A 26,060-nucleotide genomic window follows, 5' to 3' on the forward strand; every position below is an offset into this window, starting at 1 on the left:
TTAAAAAAGGAAATCTCGTTCAATCTTCAGGGGCCAGATAGCTTAGCAATAAGCTGATATCACCCCATTGAGTTTCTACTTTATGGTGATCCTCGGTTTTCCATTCCTCTAAACGCTGCAACAGAGTGCGATCCAACTTTGAAAAATCAAACCCCATGCGGCGGGTCAGCAAATAGCTTAAAGCAACAAGATCAGCTAAACCTTGGAGCATATCTCCTTCCGATCCACGCAGAGATCCCTCCTGCATGGCCCACTGTGCTTTAAGCATTTCTACCTTAATCTCTTCAATGGCTTTTAACCCTTTGACGATATCGACTTCAGCCACGGGTGCCCCTCCCGTCATATTTTATCACTGTACTGTATGTTATAACCTTATTAATCCCCATCTAAAAAATGTTCGCTAATCCGGCACTGATTTCCTGCAAGGAAAGTATAAAAAGGGGAGCAACAGCTCCCCCTCATTCTTTATTCTACGATATAAGGCAATAACGCAATGTGGCGAGCTCTTTTAATCGCTACTGTCACCTGACGTTGATGCTTTGCACAATTTCCAGAAATACGGCGAGGTAGAATCTTGCCGCGCTCGGTAATATACTTGCGTATTTTATGTGTATCCTTGTAGTCGATGGACTCTACCTTATCGACACAAAAGCTGCATACCCGTTTTCTTGGACGGCGTCCGCGTTCACGTTTCATAAAATTCACTCCCTTTCCGATTTAGAATGGGATATCGTCATCTAAGCTCACTTCATGACCATAAGTCCCTGCATCACTGGCTCCTGAAGATGCTCCATATCCGGAATTTCCGCCATCTTTAGGGCTAAGGAATCGTACGTTCTCAGCGACGACCTCATAAACCCAACGGCGTTGCCCATCTTGAGCATCATAAGTGCGAACCTGCAACCGCCCGTCGACAGCTGCTAATTTACCTTTGGCAAGATAATTCGCACAAAGCTCAGCCAGTTGTCTATATACTACACATGGAATAAAATCCGCTTCCCGTTCCCCGTTAGCATTCTTGAAATTGCGATCCACAGCTAAGCTAAAGCTGGCCACCGCAACCCCGTTCGGGGTATAACGTAACTCGGGGTCTTTCGTTAAACGGCCTATTAAAACGACGCGGTTCAACATAGTAACCCCTCCCTACTAATCTTCTTTTTTCGTGGTAAGGAAACGCACAACGGCATCGGAGATCTTCATGATCCGCTCAACCTCTTGTGCCGTACGAGCTTCACCATTAAAATTCATCAGGATGTAAAAACCTTCCCGATAATCCTTAACTTCGTAAGCTAAGCGGCGTTTGCCCCATTTATCAATAGCAACATCTGCTCCGCCGTTGTTGGTAACAACTTCGGATAACTTGTCCACTGTTGCGGCAACTGCCTCATCGTCCAAATCAGGACGGATGACATAAAGTACTTCGTACGCTTTCATAACTGCACCTCCCCTCGGACTTGCGGCCCCCATGACAGGGGCAGGGATACATAGTCTGGATAGACTACATAAAGACTACCATTTAAAGATTATAGCACTTTGACCAAGACTATGCAAATGGAAATTCTTATCGTACCGGCAAATGTCTTAGACATTAAAGCGAAAATGAACGATATCTCCGTCATTCATGATATATTCTTTTCCCTCTAAACGAACCAAACCCTTTTCTTTGGCGCCATTAAGACCGCCATTTTCCACGAAGTCCTTATAGGCGACCACTTCAGCGCGGATAAATCCCCGCTCAAAGTCAGTGTGAATTACTCCAGCCGCTTGAGGCGCTTTCATTCCCCGGCGAATCTCCCAAGCTCTCACTTCGATTTGACCTGCTGTAAAATAAGTCATCAAGCCAAGCAAATGGAAAGCGGCACGAATCAGACGGTCCAAACCGGATTCGGTAAGGCCTAAGTCTTCCAGGAAAACCTTTTTCTCCTCTTCTTCCAGCTCGGCAATCTCAGCCTCGATCTTGGCGCAGACCACCACCACCTCTGAATTTTCCGCGGCGGCTATTTCCCTTACTTTGCGGACATAAGGGTTATTGTCAGGCTGAGCTATTTCCTCTTCACTCACATTAGCGGCGTAGAGAACCGGCTTCATACTTAAGAGAGGGAAGGATTTCAACATTTCCCGCTCCTCATCGCTGAATTCCAAAGAGCGGGCTGCCAGACCGGCATCCAGGGTTTCTTTTAAACGGTTAAGCAGGGCCACTTCAATTTGAGCTTTCTTATCCCCTGATTTTAAAAGCTTAGCAGAACGCTCTAAGCGCTTTTCCACACTTTCCATATCGGCAAGGATAAGTTCTAACTGGATGATGTCGATGTCTCTCTTCGGATCCACACTGCCTTCCACATGCACCACATTGCTGTCTTCAAAGCAACGAACCACATGAACAACGGCATCCACTTCCCGGATATGGGATAAGAATTTGTTTCCCAGTCCCTCTCCTTTGCTGGCTCCCTTGACCAATCCGGCAATATCCACAAATTCCACCGTAGCAGGGACTATTTTATCAGGATGAACCATCTCAGCGAGAACCTGCAGGCGAGCATCCGGTACCTGTACCATTCCTACATTGGGGTCAATTGTGCAAAAGGGATAATTTGCGGCTTCTGCACCCGCTTGAGTTATGGCATTAAATAATGTTGATTTCCCTACATTAGGCAAACCAACAATCCCTGCATGCAATGTCATGTTTAAAAAACCTCCAGCTTATTTTCACTCAAACCCTCTAAGATTATAGGGGAATCTTGGCTAAACCGCAAGCTTTCCCTTAGGGTTGCTCAGGATGATGAGCTTTTTGAAGAACCTCTTTCAGCTGCCGTTCCAGCTTGACTCGGGGAATCCAGGCCTGGTGCTGACATCCCAGGCACTGAATACGAAAATCCATACCGGTGCGCATGACTTTCCAGTCCGTGCTCCCGCAGGGATGTGGTTTGCGCAGACGAATTATATCTCCTATTTGCAAAGCAATCACAACAATGAGCCCCCCTTTTCTCGCTAGCCATTACACATTGTGCCCTCTATTGCCGATCATAAATCAACGTTATGAAGATTAGGCAAAGGAATATCCTTAAGGTCTATGGGCAAATTCAATTCCTGTAAATCCAGGGGCCACTTCAAACCCTGTTCAATATTAAAACGCAGGAGCTCCCCTAAGTAGGCGAAGGTTTCTTTTAAATAGGGATAAAGTGTCGAGTTCTCGAAGAACCCTATGGTTTCATCAGGGTTAGCCATCGTTATCAAGGGAGAAAACAGCCCGACAAAAATAGCCAGGCCAAGGAAGGTAACCAATCCGCCGACGATGAATCCGCCGCCCCCATTGATGGTGGTCGTCAATAAACCCAAAGGAGCCAGCAGTATGGCGGAGACGATCTCCACAAGCAGAATCACCCCAAAGTAGATCAAGGCAAAGGAAATGATCTTTAAAGCATTGTCTGCGAAAGCCTGGGTGAAGTTTTGGGCAATGGATTGCATGACACTGTCCGTGTAGATCTGCATATCGGGCAGATTGGAGCCGCTGAGAATATCTTTGAACTCTTCAGGAAACATGGAGAGGATCTTATCCAGGGTCTCTTCCTGAATCATCGCTGCTTTAGCTTGCACGGAAGGCAGCATGCGCTGATACATGACTGTTTCCAGCCAGTCTCTTAAAGGAGTATTTTGCTCTAACCATTGCAGCAGGATTGGATAGTTTTTGGCAGCGAGAACAAGTCCAAGAATCGAGCCGCCCAGGCTGATCAAGCCGGAAATAAGGCCCTTGCGGTACCCTTGGATTGCGCCAATAAGAACGATAGCCAGAATGAGCATATCGAAGCTGTTCATGGACTCCCCCTCCTTGTAAGCTCAGGATACTCTATAAGTAGCCTTGAAAGCTGGATCTCCAGGATTTTGCTTCACACCGGTCGCTCCATAAGCTGCGCGGACAAAACTAACGCTCAAGGCGGCACTCTCCAAAGCATGCTTATCCGCCGCAGATGCTGTTAAGAGAGCGAGTGGACCAGCCCCGGAGCTATGGAGTACGCGTTGTGCGTAAAGTTACGCGGCCCGGGCAGCAAACAACATTTTTCATCCTCTGCCTGCACTACTGCAACGGCCTGAGGGTCTTCTCCATTATACTTCATGGCGCGAGAAGATTAAACACTGAAGAAAGCTGCGTTCAAACAAACCCCGCCTACAGCAGAAAAGCACCCTCAAGGTGCTTTTCCGCATATCAAATCAATGACTTAAACTATAGCCTTTAGCAACAAGGCTTTCTTTGACTTCATTCACCCGGTCCCCGTTAAGGCGGGCGAGAATCTGAACTCTGTTATCTTTTAAATGATAGACCGCTAAACTGGTAATATCAACATCATGCTCTTTCATGATGGAGGATAAATCCACCATGACACCTACTTCATCTTTGGTCTCAATAACAAAGCGCTGGCCGGGGCTGCGGAAGCCCATGATGTCCAGGAACGTATCAAAAATATCCGACTCGGTCACAATCCCCACCAACTTGCCATCTTCAACAACCGGCAAGGCACCAATGCCATGTTCCCTCATGAGAAGGGCTGCATCTTCAATTTTGGTATCCGGGGTACAGGTGATGACTTTTTTAACCGCCACATCGCGAATCGGCGTTTTCCCCACGAGATAATTCAATTCGAAAATACTGAGTGTCGTTGCCGGCGAGGGAGATACCTCGCGCAGATCTCCATCCGTAACAATCCCGACGAGCTTGCCTTTATCAACTACAGGTAAACGGTTGATTTGCTTCTCTCTCATGAGAGCCATGGTATCGGCAATATTATCTTCCGGGCTCACTGTAAATACTCGAGAAGTCATAAATTGCTTCACATACATTAAGATCACCCTTTCCATTCAACACTCTTTTCTTGCTAAGAGTATTCGACCTTTGCCCTTCAACTTCCTCTAAATTTAAGGGACTCTTACCCACCAAAGATAGGCTTTACGTACTTTAGAGCTCTCCAACCAGCTCATTAGCAGCTCCGGGAAGGACAATGCGACCTGTCTCTAGGACATAGGCACGATGGGCAATCGATAAGAATTAGTCGCTATTCTTCCCGAGAAGGTCCTTTATTCTTGAAAAAGACCATTTGGCTTGTCTTTGTACCGTCCTTAAATTCTTAGCAGGAATCGGATTAATCGGGTCTATGTCTACTGCCTTTTGATAATAACGAATGGCTTGATCTAGTTCTCCATCTTGACGAGCAATATTTCCCAAATTATTCCAGGCATGAATACAGTTCTTGTCCAGCTCTATGGCCTTTAAAAAACAGGCCTTAGCCTTTTCCATATCCTGGAGCCTGCCGTAAACCACACCTAATTTATTGTGACCCAAAGCATCCTCCGGATGCTCTTGCAGATAGCTTTGGAAGGCTTCCTCCGCATCCTTGAGCTGCCCGGCCTCCAGATACTCCAGTCCTTGTCGGAAGCCGGCATCACTCATGGGCTTGATCCCTTGTTTGCCGGATTTTTTCATCAAGCCACTGGACCCATTCTTGCAGACCCTCTCCGGTACGGCAGGAGACCTCAAAAATTTTAATCTCCGGATTGATGTAAAATATATCTTTCTTCATGGCGTCCAAATCCGTTTCCACCAAAGCCAATAAATCCATCTTATTTAAGACGGCCACTTTTGAATTGCGAAAAATCACCGGGTACTTTGCAGGTTTATCATCCCCTTCAACAACGCTAAGGACAACCACCTTAAATTCTTCCCCCAAATCAAAATCGGCAGGACAGACGAGATTACCCACATTCTCAATAATCATCAAATCTAAATTATCCCACTGAAATTCAGGAAGAACTTTCTCGACCATTTTGGAATCCAAATGACAGCCGCCGCCGGTGTTGATCTGAACCACAGGAATATCATGCTGGGCTATCCGATCAGCATCTCTGCTGGTAAAGATATCTCCCTCGATCACGGCTATGCTGTGCTTTTCTTTTAAGTAGGACAGCGTTCGTTCCAGGAGAGTGGTTTTCCCTGCCCCCGGGGAACCGATCATATTAACGGCTAAGCAGTTGTTATTTTCAAAGTGCTTGCGATTGATTTCCGCATGAATGTCATTATTCTGCAGTAAATTGGCCATAACGGCAATTTCACGCTGGCTGCTCATTCTTCAACCTCCAAACTTTCCAGAAGCAATTCTTCTCCCTGTGTAATATCAATCCCCAGATGTTGACAAACTGGGCAGGCAAAAATAAGTCCCGGCACCATAAATTCTTCACTGCAGCTCCGACAGCGGCCCTTTACCGGCAACATTTCAATCTGAAGTTCAGCACCTTCGCACACAGTTCCTTGGGCAAAGGCTGCAAAGGCCATCTGTAAGGCATCAGGCTCCGCATTGGTTAATTGTCCGATTTTAAGCTTTACCAAAAGCACCTTTTTTACGTGATGATGGGCTAAAGTTGCTTCAATAGCTTCAAAGACCCCACCCATCAAGGACATCTCATGCACCCAATCACTCCTTGCCAATCCATGCTTACATGTTTATCACTGAAAGAAGTCCCCTTCAATCTATCTTATCCCAAAAATAACCGTATCCGCAAGGGTATCCACCTATCTTTTTAACCAGGACCAACAGAGCACGGGAATAAACACCAACCCCAGGTAGCCAAATAGGGGATAAATCATCTTTACTATTAAAGAAAATTTTACCCCCGAAAGAGGAACGACCAGCAGAAGGAGGACGGCTGCCGCCTTTTTATAATGGAGTTTGAATTTCTTTTCCATATGGGTAATCAGACTAAAACCATTGCCTATGGCTGCCGTGAGCATAGCTAACCAGAGGACAGTCACATAGCAAAAGCCCGGCCATGATCCTAAACTTCCCGCTACGGCAACCATGGGTATCTCAAAACCTCTGACTTCAGGAAACTTCAAAAGTGTCAGTGCAATCACCAGGGCAAACAGACCAAGAGCTATTCCGCCCAATAAAGCTCCAATGCGGCCTTCCGGCCTCTGAACTTCCTTGCCGAGAGAGGCGAAGACCACCATAGCCAAGGTTAGATTAAATGAAACATAGAGAATACTCGAGAACAGCCAATTATGGATAAGAGGATTGGCGGCAAGTTCTATTCCCGCGTCTTTTGTTCCCGTAGCAAAGAGTATGGCCCATAAGCCGATGCCGATACAGAACATGAATTTCAAGGGTATAAGCATGCTATTAATCCAAAGCACACCTTCTCCCTTGAACCACAGGGCCAGGGATATGATCAACGCTGTGATAAGAATGCCCAGCCAAGGGGATAAGTTAAAGAACTGCCGAAAGACCGCCCCAGCCCCTGACATCATGGCCACCATGCCGATGAATAAAAGCAGGCTCACAAGGATGTCCATTCTGTTGCCCCAGCGTTTACCAAATAAATGCTCAAAAAAATCAGCATAGGAGGTTACTTTCCACCGCTTCTGCAGATCAAGCATGATCCACCCCAGGCCGGCGAAGAGAATCGTGCTGCACAGAATCCCGATGATTCCTGCACTTCCGAAATTAGCGAAAAACTGCTGTATCTCCTGACCAGAGGCAAAGCCTGCTCCCATAACTGCTCCAACATAGGTTGCAGCAATTTGAAAAATGACTCTTTTATTCATAAAATACTCCCCCCTGCCTCATGCTTATGGCTTCTTCTTACCACTCATGCATAAATTCCCGGCAACAAGGGAATAATTTAGACATATATTGTTTTACATATTTTGGGAGGGGAACTCATGAGCATACTTTCGGTGTTTACCGAGTCTCATAAATACAAGGCTCATTTTGATGATAAAATTGGAACCCAGAAGATGGAGGCCCGTCTGATCGATGTTCTGCACAGTGAACGCCACCGCCCCCTGGTGATTTTATGTATTGGCACAGATCGTTCAACCGGCGATGCCCTTGGTCCGCTAATCGGTACTTACCTAAGTCAAAGAGGTTTACCTAAGCTCAGTGTTTTGGGAACTCTTGAACAGCCGGTCCATGCCACAAATTTACCGGAGTACATTAAGTATATCCAAAACTCCTATTACAATCCTTTTATTATCGCCATTGATGCTTGCCTGGGCAAGATGGACTCTGTTGGCAATATCACCCTTGCCAATGGGCCTTTAAAGCCTGGAGCAGGAGTCCACAAGGAGCTTCCCTCTGTAGGGGAAGTTCATCTCACCGGTATTGTCAATGTGGGAGGGTTCATGGAATACATGGTTTTACAGAATACCCGTCTCGGCTTGGTTTGGAAAATGGCCGAGACGATGAGTGAGCTCCTGGCCAATGCTTATATTAAAACGAGGATTTCTTAATTCACATTGTATATTTTATATTAGGTTATTCAGCTGACATCCATAACTCAACGAGCAAAGAGACCGTCCCAATAAGACAGTCTCTTCGTCATTTAGGGGATCGCTATATGGATTTCAGCTTTCAGACCCTGCCATTCTTGGGTGGTGGCATCCGGCACGAACTTTGTCCCCAAACGCGACAACGTTGTCGCGTTTGGGGACAAACTCTATTTCCATACTCTTTCACTTCGGCTGTAACCACCGGGGAAATCAAATCATAAAGTATAGAGATAGGCCGGATATCCATTCTAAAGCCACGCACTGAATGACTTAATCCCCAAATGATTCCCTGCTCCGAGCAGCAGCCGGGAACTCTCCTTCTCCTTCTTTATTCAGAATCATGGTTTTCATCCTGAAGGGCAATGCCTTTGAGTCCGGAATAGGGCTCTCCATCCACGAATTCTCTCTCTCCCTCCTGCTGCGCTTTTAAAAGAATATCCACGGCATCGGCGACCTGAGCCGCCAATTGAAAATACATCTTGCGATAATCCGTCATCCCTTTTCTATACCCCCTATTTTAAGCAGCGGCGAGGCTCCAGGTCATGACCCGGCCCCGACGGCTGCTTTGATAGGGGAAATTAAAAAGCGCATGCGAGGTTTTTTTCACCCTACACATGCGCTATGCTTCGTTATCTGCTGGATCCTAAATACCCAACCCTACTCAACCGGAAGCAAACCGGCTGTGAACAGAAAAGCGGTCCGCATAACCGGGTACGCGAACAATCCCTTTCCGTTGCCTGGGTCAGGAATAGGCTGAATCTCCTGCTGCGTGAAGCCGCACAGTCTGCTTCCTGCCAACATCCCACTATACCCGCCTCACCCCCAGCACAGGCATCCTGCTTGTGCGGAAACGGGCAGCGTTGTATAATAAGAATGTCGTCGTGGACAGCTGGACTGTTACGTGTAGGTGCCTGTACACCTGCTCGTGCCTGGAAGTGCGTCAACACTTTCAGGTCACGGCGACTTTTTAATTTCCACCTAATAATAATTATAGCTTGTTTGAAGGGAATTGCAAGGTGTGGGCAAGGGTAATTTTGGCAGAGTATTCTCAGGCTGCTTTTTTGGGGGGAACTTTCAAGTATACAGTTGAACTGTTAATAATGAGAACTATTAAAAATGGGGTTGTCGCACTGCTCACCAACGCTTTGCGACAACCCCTTCTTTATTTAAATATCACTATAGGCTTTAATTCATATTGTCCTTAAATCTTGATCGTTTCCTTGGCTTTTCCTATGGCTGCCTTTTCTTCCTGAGATAGATGATAACTGGATTCGCCATGGCTTATCGGTTTAGCATAGACTCTTGATTCCTCGCGATTATTAATCGATGAAAGAACGACACCGTCTCCCTGTTGATTAAGCAATGCTAAGGCAAAACTCAGGTCGCTTCCCATATTGTCAAAGGCGTTGAACCTCACCAACTCAGCTCTATCGATAGAAGAACGGAGCTTAAGCTCTACTTGGTCCATTCTCTTTTCCATCTTTTCCACATTGTCCTTAATATGGTTAACCCCGCTTATATATTCTTTAAGCTGTTGGTCCAGTGAGCTCCCATCAAGAAAGGTTTGCAGGGCGAGATAGGATTTTTGAAACCCCTTCAGGCGATTCTGCAAAATAACAATCCAAATAAATTCGACGATACATAATACAGCCACCAAAGCAATCGCCCAGTAGGATAAGGGCATTATTTCTTCCAGATTCATAATATCCTCCTCAATCCATTTTTAACGGCTAAGCCATCTGCGCTAGCAGCATAGTGATGGGTACCGCAATAAATATTGCCGGCAGTAGATTTCCTACCTTTATTTCTTTAATCTCCAGTATGTTCAGACCAATTCCAACAATGAGTAATCCACCCGTAGCGCTCATCTCCGCTATAACGGGATCGGAAAGAAATCCTTGCAGGAGTGCAGCGGAGATTGTTATCCCGCCTTGATAAAGAAAGACAGGAACGGCGGAAACCAAGACACCGATCCCCATGGATGAAGCCAAGACAATGGAGGTAATACCATCCAGCATGGATTTGGCATAGAGTGTGTCATGGACTCCTTTAAGTCCACTTTCCAGAGCCCCCATGATAGCCATGGCCCCCACACAAAACATTAAGCTTGAGGAAACAAATCCTTTGGTGAAATTGCCATTTCCTCCTTTAGCAAATTTACTTTCCAGCCATTTCCCCAGCTGCTGAAGCTTATCCTCAATATCAATCCATTCGCCGATTATTCCTCCTAAAACCAAGCTCCCTATAACCACCAGCGGGTTATTGGTTGTCAAAGCCATCCTTAAACCAATGAGAATAACCGCCAGCCCTATCCCTTGGATCACTGTTCTTTTTATTTTTTCAGGCAGGGCTTTACCGAAAAGTATACCCACCAAGGCTCCGCCAATGATCGCTAACGAATTCACAATTGTACCCAGCACATTTTCACCTTCATCACTGTTCCACGTGGAACAATTTTTTCAACTCAACCCCGCAGTTCATTTCGCGCAATATTGTTTCCTGTTTCTGAATTTGCTTATCCATGTAAAGCAACTCCCATATACCCGCAGCATTATCGAATCAGTTACTATTATTTATCATTGAACTCGGCTCAGTTAATATAAGTGTTCCACGTGGAACAACAAACCATTTTAATCTAGTTCCTGAGCACAAGGGGGTCTCAAATAAACATTACATGGATTATAGCTTACAAAAACCTAGAAATCAATACTCATTCCCCCGAAGTCTCTTTATCAAATACAGTTAATATCTACCCTTGAGGATTTTGACAAGGGTAAAGAAACCCCCGTAAACACTGCTTTCGCACTTATTGCTTTAAGCCTATGCTTGCAAATGAGGCGAAATCGCTGGTTGCACTTAGCTTATACTGTCTGATAGTGCAAAAGAAAATGTTCCACGTGGAACATTTCTAATCAACTTTGATATTCCATATCTCCAAAAGACGATTAAACTCATCTTCAGAAAAATACTCAATTTCAATCTTGCCTCTACCAGCATCTCCTTTAACCTTTACCTTCGTTTGAAATGAAGACCGCAATTGATCCTCAATCTGAGTGAATAGGAATGAATTCTTCGTTTTAGCTTTTTTAGGAGTCACGTGCTGCTCAGTATATTTTAAAATCAGACTTTCTAAGTCTCTCACCGGTAAGCTTTCTTTCGCTACCTTCTGGGCCAAAAGGACTTGCAGGGATGAATCCTTGATCGCCAAGAGAACTTTAGCATGACCAAGACTCAATTTACCTTCCTGAATTAAATGGAGCACCGGATCCGGCAATTGAATGATACGGAGAAGATTAGCCACCGTCGGGCGTCCTTTTCCGACTCTTTCGGCAACCTGTTCCTGAGTTAGTTCATACTCTTTGATGAGGCGGGCATAAGCCAAGCCTTCTTCAACTGGTGAAAGGTCCGACCTTTGGATGTTTTCAATCAAAGCCTTTTCAGCCAACTCCTGCTCACTTCCCGTTTTAATAAGGCAGGGAATTTTAGCAAGTCCGGCCAAAATGGCGGCACGATAACGTCTTTCACCGGCAACAATAATATATTCTTCATCTTTAAGTTGAACTAAAATGGGCTGAAGCAAGCCATGTGTCTTTAAAGAAGCTGCTAACTCTTCCAAACTTTCCTGGTTAAAACTCCTCCTTGGCTGATCGGGATTAAGACGTATTTTATCCAACTCAATTTCATGAACTGAGGCTTCATTGCTCACAGGTTCGGCACCAATCAATGCTTCCAGGCCACGACCTAAAGCTTTTTTAGACACGCTGCAATACCTCCTCTGCTAAATCGCGATAAACCTCTGCGCCCCGTGAACGATCATCATACAGGACAATTGGTTTGCCATGGCTTGGAGCTTCTCCTAGCCGCACATTCCTCGGTACAATAGTCGAGAACACTTTACTTTTAAAGTACTTTTTAACTTCATCAACCACTTGGATACCTAAATTGGTCCGGGCATCAAACATAGTCAGCAGCGCACCCAAGATATTTAAACGAGGATTTAAGCGTCCTTTTACCCTTTGAATCGTATCCATCAACAAACTAAGGCCTTCCAGAGCATAATACTCACACTGAACGGGAATAAGGACATCCGTTGCGGCAGTTAAAGCATTGAGAGTAAGCAAACCCAGAGAGGGAGGACAATCAATAATAATAAAATCATAGTCATCCTTAATGTTCATGAGAGCTGAAGCAAGTTTGCCTTCTCTTTGCTCCAGTCCAACCAGCTCAATCTCAGCACCGGCAAGTTCGATTTGAGCGGGTGCAATAAATAGTCCAGTTAACTCTGTCTGTTTTATAATTCTGTCGATGGGCACTTCGTTAATAAGTACATCATAAATACTATTCTTCAACTTACTTTTAATTACACCACAACCGCTTGTCGCATTTCCTTGGGGATCCAGATCTAGGAGCAGCACCTTTTTTCCCTGTTCAACAAGGCAGGCACTTAAATTAACGGCTGTAGTCGTCTTGGCTACTCCACCTTTTTGATTGGCAATTGCAATAATATTAGCCAAAGTGTGACTCCTCCTTCTCAACACTGCAAGGCTGAATTTCAGACATACTGTAGTCAATAGTTTATTATCAATTGACTATAGTGGATAACTCACCGTCTATTGACTATAGTATCAAATCACACCCGATAAAACTAGGGATTTCGTCGGAAAAGCAAAGGAAAATAGATAATAAAGAAAACCAGGCTCGCAAATGAAACGGAGCCCTGGTTGCCCTTATGCTTAGAAAGTATAGTGCACAAGCTTATACTTGCTGCTCTGAAAAATAATGCCTCGTAAACTACGCGACCCACACTAAATTTTCGATTCATCAGTGGTGCAGCTAAGCTGCATGGAAATCTGATCGTTGAAAGAAAAAAGAGCGCCCAAAGGCGCTTCTCTCAAAAATCATCAGCAAAATCATTGCCAGTCAATTCTATCGCTACAGCAAGGGCTTCTTCGCTGGAGTACCAGCCTTGCGGGGATAAGCAGGGGGAGTTGGTGAAGTTTTCTCCACCAGGATAATGGCCCGGTGCTCGGCTTCGGCTCCCAGGTTAAAGAATTTAATTTCTTTGATCTCAGCCCCTAAGACCGTCAAAGCCTTTTGTGACTCCATAGCCTCCTCCTGAGCTTTGGATCCCTTTGCTGCCAAAAAGTACCCGCCTTTTTTAAGCAGAGGGACAGCATACTCCAGCAACACAGGCAGGCGGGCAACTGCCCGGGATGTAACGCAATCAAAGGTTTCCCGGTAATGGGAGTCCCTGGCAAAATCTTCCGCTCTGGCGTGTACTGTTTTGACCTTTGCTAATTTCAATTCTTTAATAACACTTTCTAAAAAGTCCAAGCGCTTTGCCAAAGAGTCCACCAGATAAATCTCAAGTTCAGGCAAAAGAATTTTTAGAGGAATTCCGGGAAACCCAGCCCCTGTTCCAATATCGGCAAGCTTGTTGCCCCGAACTAAAGAAACCAAAGTAAGTGAATCCACAAAATGTTTCAGAATTATTTCTTCGAGTTCCGTAATACTTGTTAAATTGACTTTTTCATTCCATTCAACTAATCGATCTGCATAAATAGAAAACTTTTCAAGCTGATCCGCACTCAGTTCAATATTCAATCGTTCGCGGGTTAATCTGCCCAGAAGCTCTTTATGCTCAGGTAGCATGAACCTGACCCCCTCTGCGCTTTTGTTCCAGATAGACCAATAAAACGGAGATATCCGCCGGCGTCACTCCTGTAATCCGAGTAGCCTGACCCATATTAAAAGGTGCAACCTCTTTCAGCCTTTGCCGTCCCTCTGTAGATAATCCCTTAATCTCATCATAAACAATATCCTCAGGGATTAAGCGCTCTTCCATCTTAGCGAAGCGCTCAATTTCGGCAAGCTGTTTTTCAATATAGCCCGCATACTTGATTTCAATCCCCGCTTCCAGCAGCGCTTCTTCATCATAGGACCCCAGCTGAGGCATAAGCTGTTTAATTTCGTTAATCGTAATTTCCGGTCTTCTCATCAGTTCCTCGCCGCTGATGCCGCCATGAACTGCCGCGGAATGAACCCCTGCCAAAACCTCTGCCAAATGTTCATTAAGAGGTGAAAAAGTAGTTCCCCGCCATAAGGCATTAATTTCAGCGATGGCTGCCTTTTTCTTTTCAAAAGCCGCCCAGCGCTCATCCTTAACCAAACCGATCTCTCTGCCCCGGGGAGTTAAGCGCAGATCCGCATTGTCCTGACGGAGAATCAAACGATACTCCGCTCGGGAAGTCAGCAACCGATAAGGCTCCTTGACCCCTTTATTGACCAAGTCATCGATCAATACGCCCAGGTAACCTTCAGAGCGGCGGACGATAAAAGGTTCCTTCCCTTGAACCCGCAGTGCTGCATTAATTCCTGCCAATAAACCCTGGGCCGCCGCTTCCTCATAACCGGAGGTCCCATTAAGCTGCCCTGCCGTGAAAAGTCCGGGAATCTTGCGCACTTCCAGGCTCAGGGAAAGCTGATAGGGCTTCACATAATCATACTCTATAGCATAGCCGGGACGCAAAAGTTCGGCCTTCTCCAACCCGGGAACACTATGGATAATATCATACTGTACTTCCTCCGGCATGCTGGTGGATAATCCTGCCACATAGAGTTCGTCACTATCCCAGCCCTCAGGTTCGAGGAAGATTTGATGAGAAGGACGATCGGCAAAGCGCACAACTTTATCTTCGATCGAAGGACAATAGCGGGGGCCAATACCTTCGATTTTTCCTGAGTATAAGGGGGCCCGGTGAATATTATCCTGGATGATCTGATGAGTCTCCGGTGTGGTATACCCTAACCAACAAGGAATTTGTTTGTCCACATCACGACCCCAAAACATGCTTTGGGTGGGCATAAAAGAATAACGCCAGGGAACAGGATCCCCAGGCTGGACAGTAAACTTGGTGTAATCCACAGAGCGGCGATGAATCCGCGGTGGTGTCCCTGTTTTAAAACGTCCCAGCTCCAAGCCAAGATCTTTTAAGGCACCGGAAAGGTTCATGGCTGTCTGCTGTCCATTAGGGCCCCCTTCATACATAGCATCGCCGATAATGATCCGTCCCCGCAAATAGGTCCCACTGGTTAAAATCACATTGGGCGCAGCATAGAAGGCTCCTGTCCGCGTTACGACACCGCTCACTTCCCCATCTTCGGTTTTGATGCGCTCTACCAAAGCCTGGTGAAGAACTAAATGTTCCTGACCTAAAATAGCATTGCGCATATGAAGATGATAGGCTTGCTTATCGGACTGGATCCGCAAAGCATGAACCGCCGGGCCTTTTCCCGTATTCAACATACGGACCTGCAGGGATGTCTCATCGGCGGTAATGCCCATTTGCCCGCCTAAAGCATCGATCTCCCTGACTAAATGGCCTTTGGCCGGCCCTCCCAAAGAGGGGTTGCAATCCATATGGGCTATATTATCTAAGCTGAGGGTGATCAACAAGGTTCGGCAACCCATACGTGCGGCAGCCAAAGCCGCTTCACAGCCCGCATGTCCGGCGCCTACCACAATCACATCATAGTTTCCCGCCAAATATTCCACGGTTCCTCCTACTTTCCAATACAAAATCGTGAGAAAATATCATCCAGCAAGGACTCTTCAACACTATCCCCCGTCATTTGGGAAATTTCCTGAAGAGCCTGACGGATATCAATGGATACGATATCCCAGGGAAGGCCGTTCTTAACCGAATCCCAACCGTTTGTCAAGGCTGATGCAGCTCTCTCTAAGGCCGTGATTTGACGGATATTGGAGATTAAAGGCTCTTTACTTTTTTCTGCTTTACCTTGATAGACCCTATGTTTAATCTCTCTCTCCAACTGCTTAAAGCCCAAATTTTCTTTCACCGAAAAAGGAATCCAAACTCCTTGCTGAGTGGGGTAGTTCTGAAGAACTTCCTCCGCCTGTTCCCGGCCGACCATAAGGTCCATTTTATTAATTAAAACGATCACATCTTGATCATACTGACTTAAAATCTTCAGCTCTTCAGCCTTAAGCTCTTGGCCGGCCTGAATGATCAGAAGAATCAGTTCGGCTTTCTCCATAGCTTTCCAGGATCGCTCAATACCCAGTTTTTCAACGAGATCCTCGCTTTCACGAATTCCCGCCGTATCCACCAGCTGCAAAAGTATACCGCCGATAGTGACCGATTCCCGAATCTCATCCCGGGTCGTACCCGGTATGTCTGTAACAATAGCCCTCTCTTCCCCCATCAAAGCATTAAGCAGACTGGATTTGCCCACATTAGGCTGTCCGACAATCACCGTCAGCATGCCTTCCCGGAGGATTCTTCCCGTCTTGCTCCCTTCAAGCAAATCACGAGCCAGCTCAAGTCCCTTACTGATGCGCTGGAGAAGGGCATCCCGATCCAAACTTTCCACATCATCTTCAGGAAAATCAATACCGGCCTCAATAAAAGCCAGGGTCTCCATAACCTGATCCTTAAGCAAAACGATTTTTTGAGAAAGCAAGCCATCCATCTGAGCAAGGGCCAGATCGGCTGAACTGTCCGTTTTGGCTGAAATCAAATCCACAACAGCCTCAGCCTGAATTAAATCCAGCTTGCCATTAAGAAAGGCGCGCTTCGTGAATTCTCCGGCTTCAGCAAGACGTGCCCCCAAACGTACGCATTCTCTCATAATCCGCTCGGCGATATAAAGACCGCCATGACAATTGATCTCATAGACATCTTCCCCTGTATAAGAGCCTGGAGCTGACATTCTGCCGATGAGCACTTCATCCAGGACCTTTTCCCCGGCCCGAAAAAGACCTAAGTGCAATGTAAAATTGCTTTTTTCCCGCCAGCGCTGAGGGTGGTGAGGTGTAAAGGCTTGCTCAATGATCCCCTTCGCCTGAGGTCCGCTTATTCTTAAAACATGTATACTTCCTTCACCTACAGCCGTAGCTAAAGCAATAATCGTATCATCCATGGGATCCGCTCCAATTCAATCAATATCCAAAACTGCTCCTGCCTAATATACCATGAAAGGCAGTGCCTAATACAAAAAAAGAGGGGTAGCCTTACCCCTCAGGAAATTTCTTTTGTCCGTTTTAAGGAAATAACCACTTTACGATTGGGTTCTTCACCTTCACTAAAGGTGGAGATCCGTGCATCATCCTGCAAAGCAGTATGGATAATCCTTCTTTCATGAGGATTCATAGGTTCTAAGACAACACGAGTTCCGGTACGCTTTACTTTATCAGATAACCGCTTGGCTAAGCGGACTAAGGTCTCTTCCCGCCGCTGACGATACCCTTCCACATCAATAATAACACGAACCTTTTCGGCAAGCTGCTTAGCTACAGCAAGATTGGATAAGTACTGAAGAGCTTCCAGAGTATCTCCCCTACGGCCGATTAAGATGCCCAGTTCTTCACCGGAAATATCAATGAGCCAATGCTGCCCTTGTTGTTTATAGTTAAACTCAGCAATGACACCCATTGAGTCACACACATCTTTAAGAAACGAACAGGCCAGCTCACCCGGACAATCTTCATAATTGACGCGCACTTTGGCAAGGGTGGTTCCCAGCAACCCGAAAAGTCCCTTTTTCATAGGCTCTTCCAACACTTCAATCCTTACCCGGTCTCGCTCAACTCCTAATTCGTTCAGACAAGCATTAATAGCTTCTTCGACAGTTTTACCTGTTTTCTCAGCAAATCTCATGGATATCCTCCCTTTGTAACTCTATGCAACCTCAACCTGTTCTTTATTCAGTTTGCGATTAATATAAAGCTGTTGAAAAACAGAAACAATATTCATCGTAAAGAAGTACAAACCAAGGCCTGATGGCACGGTCCAAGTAATATAGGCCATAAACAGAGGCATGAAATAAAGCATCATCTTTTGCGTCGACTGAGCAGGATCAGGTTTTCCAGTGTTATTTTGAGCCTTCATAGCCGGATTGGACGCTGTAGTAAGCTTCGTCTGTAAAAAGGTTGTAGCGCCTGCCAGGATGGCGAGAACCAAGTTGCCGTTCTCGGTGATGCTGAACCATAAAAACATCGCTTGACTGGGATCGGCAATATAATTGTCAAAATGAAAGAGAGTATTATACAAAGCCCAGAAAATCGGCAATTGAACAAGTAAAGGCAGACAGCCCCCGGCCGGATTGAGATTATGCTGCTTATAAAGCGCCATCGTTTCCTGATTGAGCTTTTCGGGGTTGCTTTTATATTTTTTCTGAATTTCCTGAAGCTTAGGCTGAATCTCCATGGTCTTGCGCATGGACTTCATCTGCTTCCAGGTAAGAGGGTAAATCAACGTCTTAATAATAATGGTGAGAAGAATAATCGCCAAGCCATAGCTGGCGAAACCAACCAAATCGGTTAAATTATATAACCACTTCAGCAATTCGGTCATCCATCCGACAAATGTACTCACAAAAACCCTCCTTAAACTGGATCATAACCACCAGGGTGAAAGGGATGGCATTTTAAAATCCTGATTAGGGATTTCCAACCGCCTTTAACAACCCCGTACTTTTGTATCGCTTGAATAGAATATTCAGAACATGTGGGATAAAAACGACAGGATGGTCGTTTAAGAGGTGAAATATAACGTTGATAAATCCTAATCACACCAATTAATAAACGCTTCATCAATCAACGGTCCTTTATAACCTTTGCTTTATATAAGCTTTTCAAAAGACTATTTTCTACTTGAGAATAGGAAACTCCTTTAATTGAAGAACGGGCAATACAAATTATTTGGGTATTTTCTTTCATCTCAGCAAGATGGAGCCGAATGACTTCTCTCATCAAACGTTTAGCCCGATTACGAACGACGGCATTGCCGACCTTTTTGGAAGCAATAAACCCGAACCGTGAGGGGCCCTCTGCTACATAGATAACTACATATTTGCCGGAGAAACTTTTCCCTTGTGCAAAAACCTTTCTATAAAGAGATTTTTGACGCAATCTAAGATGTCTCTGCAACATGGCCCCTCCGTAATTCAAAACATTCTAACCCTAGTTTTACTCACAAACTTCAGAATAAACCTATTTCTGAAAGAAAAGATAGCAACTATCCCTATTCATTTGAAAAAGGCCACAAGATTGCGGCCTTAAGCTGATAATTTCTTCCGCCCTTTTAAACGACGGCGTTTAAGCACGTTTCTTCCTGATGTACTGCTCATTCTCTCTAAAAAACCATGTACTCTTTTATGACGACGATTCTTCGGCTGATAAGTCCGCTTCATACAGCTATTGCACCTCCTTCAAGGGAAAAAACAAATAAAAATTGCACATCTCTAGAGATTATACTCTAAGTTTTTTAGCCCTGTCAAGCAGAGTCTACAATTAGATTGTGGATAACTTGACCGCTGAAAAAGTTATCCACCTGTGAATAAATTTATATTAGGACTAACTTCCTGTTGATAACCCTAAAAAAAATTGGTATTATGATTTTACACCGCCTTTAATTTCCATGCTCTCGTTTCCATCATTTGTACACAGCAATAATTTTAGTGAGTTATCCACAAATGTGTATAAGTTTGTGTATAACTTTTTTATTGTCATATTTTCTACATCATTAGACAAAGGGAGGTCCACTGAATGCCACCCCGTTCTCTACAAGTACTTTGGCAAGAAACCCTATCAAAACTGGAAAATGAACTTTCTAAACCAAGTTTTGAAACCTGGCTCAGTTCCACATACCTCCTTGATATTGAAGGGGACACTCTGATCGTCAGCGTACCCAATGAATTTGCCAAGGATTGGCTGGAGAGCCGTTATGCCCCCATCATTCGCTCCACAGTTCAATCCATCCTTGGCCAATCCATGAATTTGCGCTTTATTGTCACTTCAATGCATGAAACATCACAACCAGGAGACAATCAAAACAAAGCTCCTTCTGGTCCTAAAGCGGAACCCGCGGACAATAAAACCCTCAATTCAAAGTATACCTTTGACACCTTTGTCATTGGCAACAGCAACCGCTTTGCCCATGCCGCCGCTCTGGCTGTAGCCGAGTCTCCCGCCCTGGCTTACAATCCACTATTTATCTATGGCGGCGTCGGCTTAGGCAAGACTCACCTGATGCACGCTATCGGCAATGCTGTCATTCAGCGCTCCCCCAGCACCAGGGTCCTCTATGTCTCCAGTGAAAAATTCACCAATGAACTCATTGAGTCCATCCGTGATCAAAATCCCATTGAATTTCGCAATCATTACCGCAATGTGGATATTTTGTTGATTGACGATATCCAATTTCTTGCCGGTAAAGAAGGGACCCAGGAGGAGTTCTTCCATACCTTTAACGCCCTCCATGATGCCAATAAACAAATTATTATTTCCTCCGACCGTCCTCCTAAAGAAATCCCCACCCTTGAAGATCGCTTGCGTTCCCGTTTTGAATGGGGATTGATCACAGATATCCAAGCGCCGGATTTGGAGACGCGCATCGCTATCCTGAGAAAAAAAGCCAAGCTGGAAAACCTGCAAGTGGCCAATGAAGTCATGGTCTATATCGCGGACAAAATTCACTCCAATATCAGAGAGCTGGAAGGAGCTTTAATCCGAGTGATGGCCGTAGGCTCCTTAACTTCCAACCCGATCACTGTTGAGACGGCAGCCGAAGCTCTTAAGGATATTATTCCGGTCAGCACTCCTAAAGAAATCACCATTGAAATGATTCAACAAGCCGTCGCCGATTTTTATCATCTGTCTTTAGGTGAGTTTAAGGCCAAAAAGAGAACCCGGGCTGTGGCTTTTCCACGTCAGATCGCCATGTATTTATCCAGAGAACTGACCGACAATTCTTTACCCAGGATTGGTGATGAATTTGGGGGAAGAGATCATACCACCGTTCTTCATGCCTATGATAAAATCTCCGAGAACCGCCAAAAAGATCCTCTCTTGGATAGGAAAATTAATGAAATCATTCAAATGATCCAATCCCTCTAGTTGGGGTTATCTATGTGTATAAAGTGTTTATCCTTTTGGGATAGATTTTATATAAAAACGAGTTTGTTAACATGTGGATAAATTCAAGGATTAATTCACATGTTTTTACTCATTCCTAACCCTGAGCATCTGCCGGACAAGCTGCATTATCCACATTGAGACAAGCTATAGTACTAATACGACTAAATTAATAGCTTATTATTGTTCCCCTAAAAATATTCCACTGTTGATAAGTTTTTTGAGGAGGCTGCTTTCATGAAAATTTATTGTGCCAAGGACTCCCTAATCACGGGAGTGAATACTGTCCAAAAAGCAGTATCAAATAAAAACACCTTGCCTGTTCTTCAAGGGATTATGATTAAAGCTGAAGGACAATCCTTGATCTTCGAAGCGACGGATTTAGAAATTGGCATCCGCTGCGTCGTTCCGGCTCAGGTTGAAAAAGAAGGCGTTGTGGTTCTTCCTTCCCGGCTTTTTTCCGATCTAGTGCGCAAGCTGCCCGATGTTCTGATCGAACTGGAGCTGCAAAATGATGTAATCAATATTCATTACAATGAATCGGATTTATCCCTCAGAGGCTATGACCCGGAGGAATTTCCTTTATTACCGGATCTCTTTGATGCGGAAACCTTTAACTTACCTGTTTCCATTTTTAAAACCATGATTAAGCAGACTATTTTTGCTTGTTCCGCTGAGGAGAGCCGTCCTGTGTTTACAGGCTGCCTTCTCCAGATTGAAGATGGAAACTTACGTTTAATTGCTACGGATACCCATCGTTTGGCTTACCGGATTGCCGAAATTTCTAATCCTGAACAGATCAAGTTTCAGGGTATTATTCCTGCCAAAACCTTGGGGGAAATCTATCGCTTGCTCAGGGATGAGGATGAACATTTATTCATCCGCTTTAATCAGGCGCAAATTGTGTTTCAGTTTGGAGCTGTCCATCTCCTCTCCCGTTTAATTGAAGGACAATTCCCCAATTATAAACAAGTTATCCCCCAATCCTGCCAAACGAAGGTTTTATTATCAGCGAAACTTTTTCAAGACTCTGTAGAAAGAGCTTCTTTGTTAGCCCGGGATGGGAGCCATACCAGTATTATCAAACTTTCAGTGGATACAGAACGACTGTCCATTGATCAGACCTCAGAATTAGGTAAGATTTCTGAGCAGATGGAAGTAAAAAAAGAGGGCAATGACGTCAAGATTGCTTTTAATTCCAAATTTTTATTGGATGTGCTTAAAATTATTGATTCTGAAGAGATCGTTTTTGAATTGTCGGGTTCTTACAGCCCGGGAATTATTCGTCCCGTTGATGATCCCAACTATCTCTATCTTGCTTTGCCTGTGCGGACCTCTTAAGCCGGCTGCTTACTATGGAAATAAAATGGCTGCATTTAAAATCTTTTCGAAATTATCAGGATCAGGAAGTGGATTTTCGGCCAGGTTTAACGATCCTGCAAGGAGAAAATGGACAAGGAAAGACCAATATCCTGGAAGGTATTTATTATCTTTTAACTGGAAAGTCCTACCGTGTCCATCGGGAGCAGGAACTGGCCCGCTGGGGAGAGAATGAATTCCACCTCTACGGCGATTTCATCGTGCAGCGGCGAAAATTACGTTTAGAAAGCCATTATAAAGACAAAAGAAAAATTATTAAGATCAATCAAATTCCTTGTCGAAAATTATCTGAATATGTCGGTACCATTAATGTGGTTTTTTTTTCACCGGATGACCTGGTGATGATCAAAGGCGGGCCGGCTGAGCGGAGACGTTTTTTAGATTTACATATTGCTCAGCATCACTCCAAACATATTCAGCTTCTTAATGCCTATAACAAGGTGCTTCAGCAAAAAAATGCCCTCCTGAAACAAGGACAGGGAGGGAACAAAAGCCAGATTGCTCAGATTGAACTGTGGAATGAACAAATCCTCCGGATTGGCTCGGAAATTATCAGGAATCGCTGGGAGTTTACCGGCCTGCTTTCGCAAAAAGGCCAGGAAATCTATCGGCAGATTTCTTCAGGGAAAGAAGAGCTGACCATGGACTATCAGGCCTTGGGGAAAAATAATCTGGAGGAAGCTTTGGCTGCATTTCCTAAGCTCTTGGCAGAAAAGATGTCTTTGGAAATGGAAAGAAAGATGGTTTTAATCGGGCCCCATCGGGACGACATTCTTTTTAAGCTTAATGAGCGTTCGGCCCGTCTCTATGGCTCCCAAGGTCAGCAGCGCTCCATCGTTTTAAGTACTAAATTAGCGGAACTGGAAGTTATTCGCCAGGAAAAAGGCGACTATCCCTTGCTTTTGCTGGATGATGTGTTGTCTGAATTGGATCGATTTAGGAAAAGCTATTTATTAGACTATACAAAATCCTTGCAACAAACCATTATGACCATGACCAGTGCGGAAACCCTGACGCAAAGGGCATCCTTATTGCTCAAAGTAGAAAAAGGGCAGATTGGGAGGATTGATTAATTTATGTTTTTACATTTAGGCGGCGATATCCTGATTAATCAGGAAAAGATCATTGCTATTCTGGATTTGGAGACGGCGATGAGAAATTCAATTTCAGAGAATTTTTTAAATAAAATTAAAGAAAAACAAAAAATAAACTACATATCCGAAAAAGGTAAAGAAAAATCTTTAATTATTGCCAGCGACGGCAATTATTTTTCCCCTATATCATCAAGCACCTTATTAAAGCGATCCAGCTCCATGATCATCGGTGAAGAATAGTAAGGATCAAAAAGAAACCTCTCTAAGTCTGCAGTGAGGTTTCTTTGATTGTGTTAGCCGGGGATAAATCCTTTATTTGAATAAAGGGTTGAAAGGTCGTATAATTAAAAGGTTAGCTGTATAAGTAGAGGGAATTTGGGAGGGATCAGCTTTGCAAGAAAAAGCCGAAATCAAGGAAACTATTCCAACCAATGATTATAATGCAGGGCAGATTGAAGTCCTTGAAGGTTTAGAAGCGGTCAGAAAAAGACCGGGGATGTATATCGGTTCCACAAGTCTGCGCGGTCTGCATCATTTGGTCTATGAAATCGTGGATAATAGTATCGACGAGGCCTTGGCCGGTTACTGCGATACCATTGAAGTCACGATCCATAAAGATAACAGTATTTCCGTGGTGGATAATGGCCGGGGTATTCCGGTGGATATTCATCCTAAATTAGGCAAGCCGGCTGTTGAAGTGGCTTTAACGGTTCTCCATGCCGGAGGAAAATTCAGCGGCAGCGCTTATAAAGTATCCGGGGGACTTCATGGCGTGGGAATGAGCGTGGTCAATGCTTTATCCACCTGGCTCCATGTGGACGTTAGGAAAGACGGGAATATTTATCATCAGGAGTTTATGCGCGGTAAAACCAAGACAGAACTGGAGGTGATTGGTCAGGTGGATCCCAATCAGACCGGAACCACCATTACCTTTTCTCCCGATCCGGAAATTTTCGAGGACACTGTGTTCCTCTTTGATACTTTAGCTCACCGTCTTCGTGAACTTTCTTTCTTGAATAAAAAGGTATCGATTACCTTGCTTGATGCCAGAGAAGACAAACAAGAAGTTTATTATCATACCGGCGGCATCTATGATTTTGTCAAGTATATCAACCGTTCCAAAGAATCCCTTCATCCTGAACCCATTTACTTTGAAGCAGAAAAAGATGGGGTCCAGGTTGAAGTATCCATGCAATATAATGACGGCTATGTGGAAAATCTTTTTTCTTATGCCAATAATATTCATACCCATGAAGGGGGCACCCACGAATCCGGCTTTAAAGCAGCTTTGACCCGGGTGGCTAATGATTATGCCCGGAAAAACAATATCCTTAAAGCCAACGAAGCCAACCTATCGGGAGAAGACATCCGGGAAGGTTTGACTGCTGTGATCTCGGTTAAAGTTCCTGAACCTCAGTTCGAAGGTCAAACCAAGACCAAATTGGGGAATTCGGAAATTCGTTCGATTGTGGATTCCATCACCGGAGAAGGCTTATCGGCGTTTTTTGAGGAAACCCCCGCCATAGGCAAGAAAGTCATTGAAAAATCCATTCAGGCTTCCCGGGCCCGGGAAGCAGCCCGCAAGGCCAGGGAATTAACCCGGCGCAAAAGCGCTCTGGAAGTCAGTGCTTTGCCGGGGAAATTAGCTGATTGCTCCTGGAAGGAAGCAGAGCTTTGTGAGATGTATATCGTGGAGGGCGACAGTGCGGGAGGTTCGGCAAAGCAAGGCCGGGATCGCCGTTTTCAGGCTATTCTTCCCCTGCGTGGCAAAATTCTCAATGTGGAAAAAGCCCGTTTGGATCGAATTTTAGGCAATGCTGAGATCAGAGCGATGATCACAGCCATGGGTACGGGGATTTCCGAGGATTTTGATATTGAAAAAGCCCGCTATCATAAATTAGTGATCATGACCGATGCCGACGTGGATGGCGCCCATATCCGGATTTTGCTTCTGACCTTCTTCTTCCGCTATATGAAGCCTCTGCTTGAAAACAATTATGTCTATATTGCTCAACCCCCTCTGTTCAAAGTGAAGAAGGGGAAGGATATCCATTATGTCTACAGCAATGAAGAATTAGCCAAGTTACAAGATGAAATCGGCCGTGATCGAGTGGAAATTCAACGTTACAAAGGTTTAGGGGAAATGAATGCGGAACAGCTTTGGGAAACCACCATGGATCCGGCCAAAAGAACGATCCTGCAGGTGACCATGGAAGATGCCATTAAAGCGGACGAGCTCTTTACCATTCTCATGGGTGACGTGGTCGAACCAAGGCGTGAATTCATCCAGGATAATGCACAATATGTCCGTAATCTGGACGTCTAAGGGAGGATA

31 protein-coding genes are annotated in these 26,060 nt (G+C 44.9%); 6 read left to right on the forward strand and 25 right to left on the reverse strand.

The genetic code is table 11. The annotated features are described in order from the left end of the window. Nucleotides 1-19: 19 nt before the first annotated feature. The 12 genes from BUA14_RS09635 to BUA14_RS09690 all read right to left on the reverse strand — a co-directional run bounded on the left by BUA14_RS09635 (nt 20) and on the right by BUA14_RS09690 (nt 7,588). Nucleotides 20-343, reverse strand: coding sequence for a MazG-like family protein (locus BUA14_RS09635; protein WP_072772415.1), 324 nt, complete (start codon nt 341-343; stop codon nt 20-22). Between the two features lie 122 nt (nt 344-465). Further along, entirely contained in the window at nt 466-696 is a 231-nt protein-coding gene (rpsR, locus tag BUA14_RS09640) for a 30S ribosomal protein S18 (protein WP_011462317.1), read from the reverse strand. A gap of 21 nt (nt 697-717) precedes the next feature. Then, nucleotides 718-1,131 (reverse strand): single-stranded DNA-binding protein, encoded by a 414-nt coding sequence (locus BUA14_RS09645; protein ID WP_005815182.1) that lies wholly within the window; start codon nt 1,129-1,131, stop codon nt 718-720. A 15-nt stretch (nt 1,132-1,146) separates the two neighbouring features. Beyond that, a complete protein-coding gene (rpsF, locus tag BUA14_RS09650) occupies nt 1,147-1,434 on the reverse strand; it encodes a 30S ribosomal protein S6 (protein WP_072772416.1) in 288 nt (95 codons plus the stop codon). 147 nt (nt 1,435-1,581) lie between these two features. Then, nucleotides 1,582-2,682, reverse strand: a complete 1,101-nt coding sequence (gene ychF / locus BUA14_RS09655; protein WP_072772417.1) for a redox-regulated ATPase YchF — start codon at nt 2,680-2,682, stop codon at nt 1,582-1,584. A gap of 79 nt (nt 2,683-2,761) precedes the next feature. Continuing rightward, entirely contained in the window at nt 2,762-2,965 is a 204-nt protein-coding gene (locus BUA14_RS09660) for a DUF951 domain-containing protein (RefSeq protein WP_072772418.1), read from the reverse strand. Between the two features lie 56 nt (nt 2,966-3,021). Further along, nucleotides 3,022-3,813: a CvpA family protein gene (locus BUA14_RS09665; protein WP_072772419.1), complete on the reverse strand. Its 792-nt coding sequence runs from the start codon at nt 3,811-3,813 to the stop codon at nt 3,022-3,024. Between the two features lie 393 nt (nt 3,814-4,206). After that, entirely contained in the window at nt 4,207-4,851 is a 645-nt protein-coding gene (locus tag BUA14_RS09670) for a CBS domain-containing protein (RefSeq protein ID WP_072772420.1), read from the reverse strand. Between the two features lie 187 nt (nt 4,852-5,038). Then, complete coding sequence (locus BUA14_RS09675; RefSeq protein ID WP_242954629.1) at nt 5,039-5,473, reverse strand: tetratricopeptide repeat protein; 435 nt, start codon at nt 5,471-5,473, stop codon at nt 5,039-5,041. After that, nucleotides 5,433-6,113: a hydrogenase nickel incorporation protein HypB gene (hypB, locus tag BUA14_RS09680; RefSeq protein WP_072772422.1), complete on the reverse strand. Its 681-nt coding sequence runs from the start codon at nt 6,111-6,113 to the stop codon at nt 5,433-5,435. The genes BUA14_RS09675 and hypB overlap by 41 nt, the downstream gene beginning before the upstream one ends. Continuing rightward, the gene (gene hypA / locus BUA14_RS09685) at nt 6,110-6,454 is read right to left on the reverse strand and encodes a hydrogenase maturation nickel metallochaperone HypA (protein ID WP_011462320.1); all 345 of its coding nucleotides are present in this window, start codon (nt 6,452-6,454) and stop codon (nt 6,110-6,112) included. The genes hypB and hypA overlap by 4 nt, the downstream gene beginning before the upstream one ends. A gap of 102 nt (nt 6,455-6,556) precedes the next feature. Beyond that, the gene (locus BUA14_RS09690; RefSeq protein WP_072772423.1) at nt 6,557-7,588 is read right to left on the reverse strand and encodes a YkvI family membrane protein; all 1,032 of its coding nucleotides are present in this window, start codon (nt 7,586-7,588) and stop codon (nt 6,557-6,559) included. Between the two features lie 117 nt (nt 7,589-7,705). Here BUA14_RS09690 and yyaC point away from each other — a divergent pair, with 117 nt between their 5' ends. Beyond that, complete coding sequence (gene yyaC, locus BUA14_RS09695) at nt 7,706-8,275, forward strand: spore protease YyaC (RefSeq protein WP_005815163.1); 570 nt, start codon at nt 7,706-7,708, stop codon at nt 8,273-8,275. 367 nt (nt 8,276-8,642) lie between these two features. On the opposite strand, the gene BUA14_RS27860 is transcribed toward yyaC, so the two are convergent. The 13 genes from BUA14_RS27860 to rpmH all read right to left on the reverse strand — a co-directional run bounded on the left by BUA14_RS27860 (nt 8,643) and on the right by rpmH (nt 19,528). Further along, nucleotides 8,643-8,810 (reverse strand): hypothetical protein, encoded by a 168-nt coding sequence (locus BUA14_RS27860; protein WP_178371665.1) that lies wholly within the window; start codon nt 8,808-8,810, stop codon nt 8,643-8,645. A gap of 705 nt (nt 8,811-9,515) precedes the next feature. Further along, the gene (locus BUA14_RS09705; protein WP_072772424.1) at nt 9,516-10,016 is read right to left on the reverse strand and encodes a DUF4446 family protein; all 501 of its coding nucleotides are present in this window, start codon (nt 10,014-10,016) and stop codon (nt 9,516-9,518) included. A 28-nt stretch (nt 10,017-10,044) separates the two neighbouring features. Further along, the gene (locus BUA14_RS09710; protein ID WP_072772425.1) at nt 10,045-10,734 is read right to left on the reverse strand and encodes a DUF554 domain-containing protein; all 690 of its coding nucleotides are present in this window, start codon (nt 10,732-10,734) and stop codon (nt 10,045-10,047) included. Nucleotides 10,735-11,222: 488 nt separating this feature from the next. Continuing rightward, the gene (locus BUA14_RS09715) at nt 11,223-12,074 is read right to left on the reverse strand and encodes a ParB/RepB/Spo0J family partition protein (RefSeq protein WP_072772426.1); all 852 of its coding nucleotides are present in this window, start codon (nt 12,072-12,074) and stop codon (nt 11,223-11,225) included. Continuing rightward, nucleotides 12,067-12,828 (reverse strand): ParA family protein, encoded by a 762-nt coding sequence (locus BUA14_RS09720; RefSeq protein ID WP_072772427.1) that lies wholly within the window; start codon nt 12,826-12,828, stop codon nt 12,067-12,069. Before BUA14_RS09720 ends, BUA14_RS09715 begins: the two co-directional genes overlap by 8 nt. Nucleotides 12,829-13,246: 418 nt before the next feature. Further along, the gene (gene rsmG / locus BUA14_RS09725) at nt 13,247-13,966 is read right to left on the reverse strand and encodes a 16S rRNA (guanine(527)-N(7))-methyltransferase RsmG (protein WP_072772428.1); all 720 of its coding nucleotides are present in this window, start codon (nt 13,964-13,966) and stop codon (nt 13,247-13,249) included. Further along, entirely contained in the window at nt 13,956-15,869 is a 1,914-nt protein-coding gene (gene mnmG, locus BUA14_RS09730) for a tRNA uridine-5-carboxymethylaminomethyl(34) synthesis enzyme MnmG (RefSeq protein WP_072772429.1), read from the reverse strand. Before mnmG ends, rsmG begins: the two co-directional genes overlap by 11 nt. A gap of 8 nt (nt 15,870-15,877) precedes the next feature. Next, the gene (gene mnmE / locus BUA14_RS09735) at nt 15,878-17,257 is read right to left on the reverse strand and encodes a tRNA uridine-5-carboxymethylaminomethyl(34) synthesis GTPase MnmE (protein ID WP_072772430.1); all 1,380 of its coding nucleotides are present in this window, start codon (nt 17,255-17,257) and stop codon (nt 15,878-15,880) included. Nucleotides 17,258-17,355: 98 nt separating this feature from the next. Then, complete coding sequence (gene jag / locus BUA14_RS09740; RefSeq protein ID WP_072772431.1) at nt 17,356-17,994, reverse strand: RNA-binding cell elongation regulator Jag/EloR; 639 nt, start codon at nt 17,992-17,994, stop codon at nt 17,356-17,358. 21 nt (nt 17,995-18,015) lie between these two features. Then, entirely contained in the window at nt 18,016-18,711 is a 696-nt protein-coding gene (locus tag BUA14_RS09745; RefSeq protein WP_072772432.1) for a YidC/Oxa1 family membrane protein insertase, read from the reverse strand. A gap of 11 nt (nt 18,712-18,722) precedes the next feature. Next, nucleotides 18,723-18,932 (reverse strand): membrane protein insertion efficiency factor YidD, encoded by a 210-nt coding sequence (yidD, locus tag BUA14_RS09750; protein WP_072772433.1) that lies wholly within the window; start codon nt 18,930-18,932, stop codon nt 18,723-18,725. After that, nucleotides 18,933-19,268 (reverse strand): ribonuclease P protein component, encoded by a 336-nt coding sequence (rnpA, locus tag BUA14_RS09755; RefSeq protein WP_072772434.1) that lies wholly within the window; start codon nt 19,266-19,268, stop codon nt 18,933-18,935. A gap of 125 nt (nt 19,269-19,393) precedes the next feature. Next, nucleotides 19,394-19,528, reverse strand: a complete 135-nt coding sequence (gene rpmH, locus BUA14_RS09760; protein ID WP_011462335.1) for a 50S ribosomal protein L34 — start codon at nt 19,526-19,528, stop codon at nt 19,394-19,396. Between the two features lie 355 nt (nt 19,529-19,883). Between rpmH and dnaA the strand changes: the two genes are divergently transcribed. From dnaA to gyrB, 5 genes are all read left to right on the forward strand, one after another. Next, nucleotides 19,884-21,233, forward strand: coding sequence for a chromosomal replication initiator protein DnaA (gene dnaA, locus BUA14_RS09765; protein ID WP_072772435.1), 1,350 nt, complete (start codon nt 19,884-19,886; stop codon nt 21,231-21,233). Between the two features lie 255 nt (nt 21,234-21,488). Beyond that, nucleotides 21,489-22,592 (forward strand): DNA polymerase III subunit beta, encoded by a 1,104-nt coding sequence (dnaN, locus tag BUA14_RS09770; protein ID WP_072772436.1) that lies wholly within the window; start codon nt 21,489-21,491, stop codon nt 22,590-22,592. Between the two features lie 14 nt (nt 22,593-22,606). Next, complete coding sequence (recF, locus tag BUA14_RS09775; RefSeq protein ID WP_072772437.1) at nt 22,607-23,704, forward strand: DNA replication/repair protein RecF; 1,098 nt, start codon at nt 22,607-22,609, stop codon at nt 23,702-23,704. A 3-nt stretch (nt 23,705-23,707) separates the two neighbouring features. Beyond that, nucleotides 23,708-23,965, forward strand: coding sequence for an extracellular matrix regulator RemB (gene remB / locus BUA14_RS09780; protein ID WP_072772438.1), 258 nt, complete (start codon nt 23,708-23,710; stop codon nt 23,963-23,965). Between the two features lie 151 nt (nt 23,966-24,116). Next, nucleotides 24,117-26,051, forward strand: a complete 1,935-nt coding sequence (gyrB, locus tag BUA14_RS09785) for a DNA topoisomerase (ATP-hydrolyzing) subunit B (RefSeq protein WP_072772439.1) — start codon at nt 24,117-24,119, stop codon at nt 26,049-26,051. Nucleotides 26,052-26,060: the final 9 nt, after the last annotated feature.

It is taken from the genome of Desulfitobacterium chlororespirans DSM 11544 (assembly GCF_900143285.1).
Lineage (GTDB): Bacteria > Bacillota > Desulfitobacteriia > Desulfitobacteriales > Desulfitobacteriaceae > Desulfitobacterium > Desulfitobacterium chlororespirans.

Excerpts from the sequence above, each read along its gene's own strand:
- rpsR (WP_011462317.1), bottom strand. The coding sequence starts at position 696 with ATGAAACGTGAACGCGGACGCCGTCCAAGAAAACGGGTATGCAGCTTT.
- BUA14_RS09670 (WP_072772420.1), bottom strand. The coding sequence starts at position 4,851 with ATGGAAAGGGTGATCTTAATGTATGTGAAGCAATTTATGACTTCTCGA.
- BUA14_RS09705 (WP_072772424.1), bottom strand. The coding sequence starts at position 10,016 with ATGAATCTGGAAGAAATAATGCCCTTATCCTACTGGGCGATTGCTTTG.
- recF (WP_072772437.1), top strand. The coding sequence starts at position 22,607 with ATGGAAATAAAATGGCTGCATTTAAAATCTTTTCGAAATTATCAGGAT.
- rpmH (WP_011462335.1), bottom strand. The coding sequence starts at position 19,528 with ATGAAGCGGACTTATCAGCCGAAGAATCGTCGTCATAAAAGAGTACAT.
- BUA14_RS09675 (WP_242954629.1), bottom strand. The coding sequence starts at position 5,473 with ATGAAAAAATCCGGCAAACAAGGGATCAAGCCCATGAGTGATGCCGGC.
- dnaA (WP_072772435.1), top strand. The coding sequence starts at position 19,884 with ATGCCACCCCGTTCTCTACAAGTACTTTGGCAAGAAACCCTATCAAAA.
- rpsF (WP_072772416.1), bottom strand. The coding sequence starts at position 1,434 with ATGAAAGCGTACGAAGTACTTTATGTCATCCGTCCTGATTTGGACGAT.
- BUA14_RS09690 (WP_072772423.1), bottom strand. The coding sequence starts at position 7,588 with ATGAATAAAAGAGTCATTTTTCAAATTGCTGCAACCTATGTTGGAGCA.
- jag (WP_072772431.1), bottom strand. The coding sequence starts at position 17,994 with ATGAGATTTGCTGAGAAAACAGGTAAAACTGTCGAAGAAGCTATTAAT.
- remB (WP_072772438.1), top strand. The coding sequence starts at position 23,708 with ATGTTTTTACATTTAGGCGGCGATATCCTGATTAATCAGGAAAAGATC.
- rnpA (WP_072772434.1), bottom strand. The coding sequence starts at position 19,268 with ATGTTGCAGAGACATCTTAGATTGCGTCAAAAATCTCTTTATAGAAAG.
- mnmE (WP_072772430.1), bottom strand. The coding sequence starts at position 17,257 with ATGGATGATACGATTATTGCTTTAGCTACGGCTGTAGGTGAAGGAAGT.
- yyaC (WP_005815163.1), top strand. The coding sequence starts at position 7,706 with ATGAGCATACTTTCGGTGTTTACCGAGTCTCATAAATACAAGGCTCAT.
- BUA14_RS09635 (WP_072772415.1), bottom strand. The coding sequence starts at position 343 with ATGACGGGAGGGGCACCCGTGGCTGAAGTCGATATCGTCAAAGGGTTA.
- hypB (WP_072772422.1), bottom strand. The coding sequence starts at position 6,113 with ATGAGCAGCCAGCGTGAAATTGCCGTTATGGCCAATTTACTGCAGAAT.
- ychF (WP_072772417.1), bottom strand. The coding sequence starts at position 2,682 with ATGACATTGCATGCAGGGATTGTTGGTTTGCCTAATGTAGGGAAATCA.
- BUA14_RS27860 (WP_178371665.1), bottom strand. The coding sequence starts at position 8,810 with ATGACGGATTATCGCAAGATGTATTTTCAATTGGCGGCTCAGGTCGCC.
- BUA14_RS09645 (WP_005815182.1), bottom strand. The coding sequence starts at position 1,131 with ATGTTGAACCGCGTCGTTTTAATAGGCCGTTTAACGAAAGACCCCGAG.
- BUA14_RS09665 (WP_072772419.1), bottom strand. The coding sequence starts at position 3,813 with ATGAACAGCTTCGATATGCTCATTCTGGCTATCGTTCTTATTGGCGCA.
- rsmG (WP_072772428.1), bottom strand. The coding sequence starts at position 13,966 with ATGCTACCTGAGCATAAAGAGCTTCTGGGCAGATTAACCCGCGAACGA.
- dnaN (WP_072772436.1), top strand. The coding sequence starts at position 21,489 with ATGAAAATTTATTGTGCCAAGGACTCCCTAATCACGGGAGTGAATACT.